This window comes from Pseudophaeobacter sp., assembly GCF_039971195.1.
In the GTDB taxonomy this organism is placed as follows: domain Bacteria; phylum Pseudomonadota; class Alphaproteobacteria; order Rhodobacterales; family Rhodobacteraceae; genus Pseudophaeobacter.
Window position 1 is genome coordinate 19,146 of the sequence record NZ_JBDWPJ010000086.1, and the last position, 8,155, is coordinate 27,300.

An 8,155-nucleotide genomic window follows, 5' to 3' on the forward strand; every position below is an offset into this window, starting at 1 on the left:
CCAGCAAAACAGGTGCCGCGCGCGGGAGCCCCCCTTTGGCGCTGCAGGGTGAGGTGGCTTAAGAGGCCAGAACCAGCTGCCGCCGTGCCGCATCTCCCATCGGGATCAGCAGCGGATCCTGCGCCTGGAGTGCCTTGAAGGCAGCCTTGTCGCCCATCCCGCGCCAGTCCTGATGCACCAGAGACTGCGCCACAGCACCGCCCAGGGTGGTGCCGGGGCCCGTGACAATGAACAGATCCGGCGCAAATTCCTGCGCCGCCACCTGCACCGCGCGGGTGAAATCATAGGGCTCCACCACCTGATGGCCCAGCGTGTAATCCCAAAGCGCCGCCAGATCGCTGGATCCGCGCTGCCAGATCGCGCCGCGCCCATCCACCAGCGGCACCTCTGGCTGGCGCAGCATGGCACCATCCAGCCGGTTGCGGCCCTCGGCAGCCACCGGCGCCTGCAGGGCGGTGTGGAATCCGGCGTGATTGGCCAGACGCATCGGAAAGCGCCCGTCGATCTGCGGCACCGAAGCCTCAAAACCGCTCAGGCCCGCCTCATCCCCGGCCAGCACCAGCATGCCGCCCAGATCAATCGACAAAGACAGCACATGGTCCGCGCGGGCATTGATCTGCGCCACAAGTAGCAGCAGCTCGGCCTTGCGCATCGGATCAGCCCGCCAGTCCTCGCCGGTAAAGCGATAGACCAGCTGGCCGCCAATCAGATGCTCCTGCATCAAGCTGCCCATGGTGTTGACCAGCTCAAATCCATTTTGTGCAGATACAGCTCCCGCCGCCGCCAGGGCGATATACCAGCCCATAGAGTTCCCAGTGACAGCGACCACCTCGATATCCTCGGCCAAAGACTGCGCATCAGCCAGGGCACTGGCATAGATCAGCGGCGAGGCCACATCGCCGCGCGAGTATTTTGCGACGGAAAAGCGTGTTGCCCCATCCAGCGCCGTGACCTCCTCCTGCCCCTGTGCAGCCCGCGCCGCATCAAACCCCGCAAGGAGAGCGGCCTTATCGGCGTGGTGACGGTGCAGATAACCGAGCTCAGGCTTGTTATAGGTGCCCCGTCCGGGGCAGATCAGAACGGCGGTGCGGGTCATGCGCGCTCTCCTAGCAGATCCAGGGCCGCGGCCAGGATGCTCTCCTTGGAGGGCAGAGTGGCGGCATAGGCCGGGCCGGTGGCGATAAAGCAATCGCCCGCCGCAATCCGCGCCGTGGGAATATCACTGGCCTCGGTGAAGAGCGCCATCAGCGCCTCTGACTGGCTGCCGGTAGTGCGGCATTCATCCACGATGAGCACATGTTTGCAGCCTTTCGTGGCAGCAATCAGCGCCTCGGCGGGCAGCGGCGCCAACCAGCGCAGGTCAATGATGCGGCTCTTGATACCACGCGCGTCAAGTTCGGCCTGTGCCTGCGCCGACAGATAGCGCCCGTTGCCATAGGTGACGATGGCGAGATCCGTGCCCTCCCCGTGTTGGCCAACCTCGCCCAGGGCGATGCGCTGGTCCGGCGCCGGGTAATGCCGCATCCAGCCGCCGTCCTTGGCCTCATGCAGATCGCGCATCGGATAAAGCGCGATAGGCTCGACAAAGACCACCACCCGCTGTTCCTCGCGGGCCAATCGCACTGCTTCGCGCATCATCATCGCCGCCTCTGCCCCGTCCGAGGGGCAGGCGATGATCAGCCCAGGAATATCGCGCAGCACCGCCAGCGAGTTGTCATTGTGAAAATGGCCGCCAAATCCCTTTTGATAACCCAGCCCGGCAATGCGCAGCACCATCGGATTGCTGAACTGACCATTGGAGAAAAACGGCAGGGTCGCCGCCTCGCCGCGCAGCTGATCCTCAGCATTGTGCAGATAGGCAAGGAACTGGATCTCCGGCATCGGCACAAAGCCGTTGTGGCCCATCCCAATGGCGAGACCGAGAATAGACTGTTCGTCCAGCAGCGTGTCGATCATCCGGTCGGGGCCAAAACGCTGGTGCAGTTTCTGCGTGACGCCATAAACACCGCCCTTGCGGCCGACATCCTCGCCCATCATGACAATCTCGCCATGCTGCAGCATCAGATCGGTCAGCGCCCAGTTGATCAGGCGGCTCATCGGCTGCGGATCTGCCATTGCGCGCATATCGCTACCAAAGACCTCGGTGCGGGCCTCGTCGCTGGGGCCATTTGTGGCGGTGCAGGCGCGGGCTGGCGGGATAAGACTGGCGGCCACGTCAGCGCCAGTTTTCAAATGCGGCCGTGTCACCACCTCGGCGCGGATCCGTTCCACCCGGGCGCAGGTCTCAATATAGATTTTCAGTGCCCCTTCCCGGGGCAATGCGCCAGAGGCTTCCAGCAGGCGTACCGAATGCAGCAGCGGATCATTGGCCTCATCTGCCTCGACCTCTGACTTGGGCAGATAGGTGGTCGGAACATCGGCGCCTGCGTGACCATAGAGCCGCACGGTGCGCAGATGCAGAAAGGCCGGTTTCTTGCGACGGCGGACATAGTCGGCGGCCTCTTGCGCAACCGCATGGGCCGCGTAGATATCCAGCCCGTCGGCCTTGAAGTATTTGATGCCGGGGCGGGCGCGCATTGACTGTTCGATCCAACCCTGCGGTGTCTTGGTCGAGATGCCAATGCCGTTGTCCTCGCAGACAAGTAAGAGCGGCAACGGCGTTGATTGTACCGAGGTCCAGCCCGCCGTGTTGATCGCCCCCTGCGCGGTGGAATGATTGGCGGAGGCATCGCCAAAGGAGCACATCACAATACTGTCGTCCAACATGATCTGGTGCTCGGGCGCGTGGCGTTTGGCAGCGCCGATGGAATAGGCAGCCCCCACCGCCTTGGGCAGGTGGCTGGCAATGGTCGAGGTCTGCGGCGGGATCATCAGCGCCTTGGAGCCCAGCACCTTGTGCCGCCCGCCCGACGTAGGATCCTCGCGGGAGCAGGCGAAGGACAGGAGCATATCCCAGGCGATGCGTTGACCCGGCACCTGATCGGCGCGAGAGATCTGAAAAGCGGCATCGCGGTAATGCAGAAAGGCCATGTCATCCGGGCGCAGGGCGCGGGCCACTGCCGCCATGCCCTCATGCCCCGAAGAGCCGATGGTATAAAAGCCCTGACCCGCCTTTTGCATCGCCCGACTGGTGATATCCAGGGCGCGGCTCAGCACCTGGGCGCGGTAGATCGCCACCGCCTGATCCGGGGTCAAATCACCCTGTGGCGCAGCCCCCTGCGGCAGGGCACCACTGGCGACCCGATCCAGAAAATTTTGATGCACGATCTGAGCGCGGTCCATTGGCAATCCCTTTGACTGTTCTGCCCCTGTTATCGGACAGTTCAATCATGAATTCCAATGAGATTTCCCGCCCAACCCATGAGGTTTTCGCATGAGTTGGGTGGGTGGTGTCTATTACAACTTGGCGTGCCAGGCCTTGATGGACTGACCAATCTCATCCGGGGAATCCTCCTGAATGAAATGGGTGCCTTTTACTGTAACCTCCTCCAGATTGGGAAAACTGCGCACATAGTCCCGCACCGGGCCCGCAATGAGCGCTCCTGGTTCTGCATTGACAAAGAGCTTTGGCACCGGGGTTTCGCGCAGCCAGGCAGAATAGGCCGCAACCACTTCGGCAACATCTGCGGGCTCTCCGCCGATGGGGATCTGGCGCGGCCAGGTCAGGGTTGGGCGGCGATCCTCGCCCGCAGCGGCAAAGGGGCGACGGTATTCGGCCATTTCCTCTTCGCTCAGGTCGCGCAGGATTGACCCTGGCAAAATGGCCTCCACAAAGAGGTTCTTTTGCAAAACCATCTCCTCACCCGCCTCAGAGCGCAGCGCCTGAAACATGGCCCGCGGCGCTTCGGGGAAGCTGTCCCAGCCTGGCACCGGGGCTACCATACCCTCCATAAAGGCGATGCCTTTGACCGAATCGGGGTGCATATGGGCCCAGTGAAAGCCCAGGCCAGAGCCCCAATCGTGAATGACTAAGGTCACGTTCTCTGTGATGCCCAACTGTTCCAACAGGGCAAAGAGATATTTGCGGTGTTCCACGTAGGTGTAGCGGTCAGGACCGGAGTTTTCGAGCTTCTCGGAATCGCCCATGCCAATCAGATCCGGCGCGATCAGCCGGCCCTGCCCGGCCAGATGCGGCATGACATTGCGCCACAGGTACGAAGAGGTAGGATTGCCATGCAAAAAGACAATCGGGTCCCCCTCGCCTTCCTCAATATAGGCCATCTGCTTGCCATGTACCGTGGTGAATTTCTTTTTGTCCCGAAAACCGCTAGTCATATCTCGTCCCTCCGACCTTGAGATTGGCTTGTTGGGATGCTAGTGGAACGATCATTCCAAAACAAGGACCAAAATGCCCCGCGCCAAATCCACTTCCCGTACTGCGCTCGTAGACAGCGCGCTCAAGACCTTTTGGAAAAAGGGGTTTCACGTGGTTTCCATGGGCGATCTGGTGCGTGAAACCGGGGTGAACCGCAGCAGCCTGTATAGTGATTTCCCCAGCAAGGACGCGCTGTTTCATGCCTGCCTGGACCGCTATCAGGAAAAGGTTGTGACACCGGCCTTTGCTCCGGTCGAACGCGAAGGCGCCGGGCTGGCTGAAATCCGGCTGTACCTGGAAAATCTGCTGACCCGCAGCGCCGCCCATCCCGGTTCGGGAGACGGCTGTCTTGTGCTCAACACACTGGCGCAGGTCACGCCCGCCGAAGCGGACACCCTGCAGCGGCTTCGGGCCCATACCACCCGGTTGCAGCGGGGAATACACCGGGCGCTAGCGTCGGAGAATCAACGCCATCAATGCCTGCCCGAGGCAGAGATTGACGCGCTTTCCCGTTTCACCCTGATCTCCCTTCAGGGGCTCTGGGCGCAGTCGCGCGGCAGCACGGACACCCCGGCGCTGCGCCAGTATTGCGAAACGCTACTTTTGCTGCTGGCCAACCGTCTGGGCTGCGAGGTGCCTGCGGATGGCTGAACACAGGACCCGGCAAGACCTGCCCAGAGGGCCGTTTCGCTTTATTGCGCTGGATGTGGAAACTGCCAGCCGCGACAGCGCCAGCATCTGCCAGATCGGCATCGCCTGTGTGCGCGCCGACAACCATATCGAAACCTTTGCGACCTTTGTGAACCCGGAACAAAGCTTTGCCCCCTTCAACACCGAACTCCACGGCATCGACGCCGCAACCGTTGCCACCGCGCCCAGCTTCCCTGAGGCCTGGGCGGCGTTCAAACCCCTGCTGGAGCTGCATCATCTGGTGCAGCACAGCAGTTTTGACAGTAAGGCCATCACTGCGGCCTGCCGCGCCTATCGCCTGCCCAATGCCGATCTGAGCTGGAGCGACAGCGTCAAGATCGCCCGGAAGGCCTGGCCCGAATTCAAAGGCAATGGCGGTCACGGGTTGGCCAATCTGAAACAGGAGCTGGGCCTGAGTTTTCGCCATCACGACGCCGGCGAAGATGCCCGCGCGGCAGCTCAGGTAGTGCTTATGGCCGAAACCCGGCTAGGGCAGAGCTTTGACTGGATCAGCGGCACTACGCGCAATGCCCAGCTGCGCCTACCCCTGGCTAACCCATAGCCCAGCCATTAAACCAGCGCAGATCACAACAAGCTGTCCGTCAATCTTATCTCGAATTTGAAGTTCGTTTTGTCAACATCTCGCCCTGAGTTAACCTCCCTATCGTTCTCACCGAATAGATTTGCCGCAGAAGACTTTCCCACCCGGGTAACAATTGCGGAGATAGACAATGACCCTTGGTAAAAAAGCCCGTTCTCTGGCGGCAACCATCCTGTGCGGCACTTCCCTTCTGGCCTCCCCGGCCCTGGCAGAACCGGTACAGCTCACCACTCTGGAATGGCCGCCGTATGTGAATGCTGACGGCTCTGGCACCAGCACCGACCGAGTTGTCGAAATCCTGCAAAGTGCCGGCATCACCGCAAGCGTGCGGGTCTTTCCCTGGAACCGCGCCGTCAATCTTGCGGCCAAAGACCCTGCCTGGCTTGGCGTTTATCCCGAGTATTATTCCGAAGCAGATGATGCCGACAAAGGCGGCGAACGCTGCATCTATTCCAAATCCTTTGGCACCAGCCCGGTTGGATTTGTGCAGCGCACAGACGCGCCGATCACCTGGGCAGACCACGCTGATCTGGCAGAATATTCCATTGGGGTTGTCGCAGGCTACCTGAATGAAACCCGGTTTGATGCCATGGTTGCCAGTGGCGAAATCAAGACCCAAGAAGTGGCCTCGGATGATGCCAACCTCAAGAAGGTCAGCGCGGGCCGCATTGATGCTGCCGTCATCGACCGCGAGGTCATGGCGCATCTGTTGTCCAGCATGCCAGAGCTTGCCAGCCAGCTGGAGTTCAACGCAGTCCCCCTGGCCGAACACGGTCTGCATATCTGTTTTGAAAACTCCGAAGCCGGCCGCAGCCTGCGCGACCAGTTCGACGCAGCCTTCTAAGCCACGCAGCCTAGTGTCAAAAACCAAGGGTCCAGAATTTCTGGGCCCTTACTATTTTCAGGGCTCCATCTTCAGGAAAGGATGAGACCTGCGAGGAAACAGAATTGCTCAGCGAGTAGTATAAGATGGCCTACAAAGGCCTTACTCTGTCGGAACTAGTGTTCTGTCAATCACCCGGCCTTCGGTGACAAAGGAAATGCCCTGCGTCCCCGTGCCGCCGATCATGACGGCCTGCGACACAGGACTTTTGCTGGGTTCCTGCGCCTCCCAAACCACGATGTAATTGGCGCCAATTCCGCCTTCGTTGTCGCTGATGCTGGTGCTGGTGCTGGTGCTGGTGCTGGTCAGAAAGCTGGCCGTTTCATAGGGCGCAAGCACCATCGGCTCTTCGAGAAACCCCTTGATCTTCACGCCTCCCTGCCCGTGGTAGTCAACCGATTGCAGGGTAATGGACCGGGTTGGATCAACATTGTGAATGGCAACAGTGGAGGCCAGAGGCTGACGTGCATCCGGTTGGGTGAAAATATGTGAATAGGCAGGGATATAGATCGTCTCACCTAGGCTATCTTCCGATACGGCGGTCTCTGCCATGGCCGAAAACGAACCCATGCAACTTATCAAAAGGGCGGTCAAAATCTGCGCCCCTCGTTTCACCATATGCATTGATTGCTCCCTGCAGATTCACGCAGCTCTCCTAGCATAATAGAAAAACAAAACCGATCACGCATCACAATTCAAAACCGCAGGGAAAAGAAGTTTCAAAGACCCGCTTTGAAGGCATGAACCTGCCGAAGGCCTCTCTGACAGTTGGTTTTGTCGGGTGACCTTGCTCTATCGATATGTTGATATCTGCGCATGAACATTCTCGAAGGATTCGTCACGCTTTGGGTGGTCATCGATCCCATTGGAACGGTGCCTGTATTTATTGCAACCACCGCTGGCATGACCGCCCAGGCCCGGCGCTCTACCGCGCTGGCTGCCACCGCTGTCAGCATTGCTGTGCTGCTCTTCTTTCTGGTCTTTGGGCAGATCCTGATTGATGCCTTGGGCATCAGCTTGCTGTCTTTTCAGGTGGCTGGCGGCATCATCCTGTTTTTGTTCGCCCTCACCATGATTTTTGGAGAATCAAAGCCGGAATCCGACAAACGGGTCGCCGATCTGGATGCAAATTTGATCGAAACCGAACGCCCCTCTCCAGCTGTGTTTCCCTTGGCAGTTCCATCGCTTGCCTCACCGGGAGCCATGTTGGCGATCGTGCTTTTGACCGACAACACCCAGTTTGCCATCAGCGATCAGCTGATCACCGGATTGACCATGGTCGTCGTAATGAGCATTGCCTGCCTTTGTATGTTTCTGGCCGGGCCCATCATTCATCTGATTGGCAATTCAGGCGCAGCAATCGTCAGCCGGATCATGGGAATGATTCTGGCCTCCGTTGCGGTTGATTCTGTTCTCTCTGCCTTGATCGAAATCTCTAAAGCCGGAAGCCTTTGAAGCCAAAGCGAAGGTTTCACTGAGCCCAAAATGGAGAAAACCTCAGGCGTTTCCGCCTAAGGTTTTGATAAAGTGGTGAGCCGTGATGGGTTCGAACCATCGACCTACTGATTAAAAGTCAGTTGCTCTACCAGCTGAGCTAACGGCCCACTTTATAGTCGCGGTCTAAGTGATTTATCCAAGAGGATCAAGCGCTTAATTTGCTATCGTC

At 59.4% G+C, this 8,155-nt stretch carries 8 protein-coding genes and 1 tRNA gene; 4 read left to right on the top strand and 5 right to left on the bottom strand.

Annotated features, from left to right (window positions below):
- Positions 1 to 58: 58 nt before the first annotated feature.
- The 3 genes from ABJP42_RS07490 to ABJP42_RS07500 all read right to left on the bottom strand — a co-directional run bounded on the left by ABJP42_RS07490 (position 59) and on the right by ABJP42_RS07500 (position 4,275).
- A complete protein-coding gene (locus ABJP42_RS07490) occupies positions 59 to 1,096 on the bottom strand; it encodes an ACP S-malonyltransferase (RefSeq protein ID WP_348339706.1) in 1,038 nt (345 codons plus the stop codon).
- Positions 1,093 to 3,282, bottom strand: a complete 2,190-nt coding sequence (locus tag ABJP42_RS07495) for a thiamine pyrophosphate-dependent enzyme (protein ID WP_348339707.1) — start codon at positions 3,280 to 3,282, stop codon at positions 1,093 to 1,095. Before ABJP42_RS07495 ends, ABJP42_RS07490 begins: the two co-directional genes overlap by 4 nt.
- Positions 3,283 to 3,396: 114 nt before the next feature.
- Positions 3,397 to 4,275, bottom strand: a complete 879-nt coding sequence (locus ABJP42_RS07500) for a haloalkane dehalogenase (RefSeq protein ID WP_348339708.1) — start codon at positions 4,273 to 4,275, stop codon at positions 3,397 to 3,399.
- Between the two features lie 73 nt (positions 4,276 to 4,348).
- Between ABJP42_RS07500 and ABJP42_RS07505 the strand changes: the two genes are divergently transcribed.
- The 3 genes from ABJP42_RS07505 (at position 4,349) to ABJP42_RS07515 (ending at position 6,450) form a co-directional block, all read left to right on the top strand.
- Complete coding sequence (locus tag ABJP42_RS07505) at positions 4,349 to 4,966, top strand: TetR/AcrR family transcriptional regulator (RefSeq protein WP_348339709.1); 618 nt, start codon at positions 4,349 to 4,351, stop codon at positions 4,964 to 4,966.
- On the top strand, positions 4,959 to 5,567 hold the full coding sequence (locus ABJP42_RS07510; protein ID WP_348339710.1) for a 3'-5' exonuclease: 609 nt from the start codon (positions 4,959 to 4,961) through the stop codon (positions 5,565 to 5,567). Before ABJP42_RS07505 ends, ABJP42_RS07510 begins: the two co-directional genes overlap by 8 nt.
- 169 nt (positions 5,568 to 5,736) lie before the next feature.
- Positions 5,737 to 6,450, top strand: coding sequence for a substrate-binding periplasmic protein (locus ABJP42_RS07515; RefSeq protein WP_348339711.1), 714 nt, complete (start codon positions 5,737 to 5,739; stop codon positions 6,448 to 6,450).
- A 141-nt stretch (positions 6,451 to 6,591) separates the two neighbouring features.
- Here ABJP42_RS07515 and ABJP42_RS07520 read toward each other — a convergent pair whose 3' ends face one another.
- Complete coding sequence (locus tag ABJP42_RS07520) at positions 6,592 to 7,059, bottom strand: DUF3124 domain-containing protein (RefSeq protein WP_348339712.1); 468 nt, start codon at positions 7,057 to 7,059, stop codon at positions 6,592 to 6,594.
- A gap of 246 nt (positions 7,060 to 7,305) precedes the next feature.
- Between ABJP42_RS07520 and ABJP42_RS07525 the strand changes: the two genes are divergently transcribed.
- Positions 7,306 to 7,944: a MarC family protein gene (locus ABJP42_RS07525; protein ID WP_348339713.1), complete on the top strand. Its 639-nt coding sequence runs from the start codon at positions 7,306 to 7,308 to the stop codon at positions 7,942 to 7,944.
- 73 nt (positions 7,945 to 8,017) lie between these two features.
- Here ABJP42_RS07525 and ABJP42_RS07530 read toward each other — a convergent pair.
- Positions 8,018 to 8,093 (bottom strand) — tRNA-Lys (locus ABJP42_RS07530).
- Positions 8,094 to 8,155: the final 62 nt, after the last annotated feature.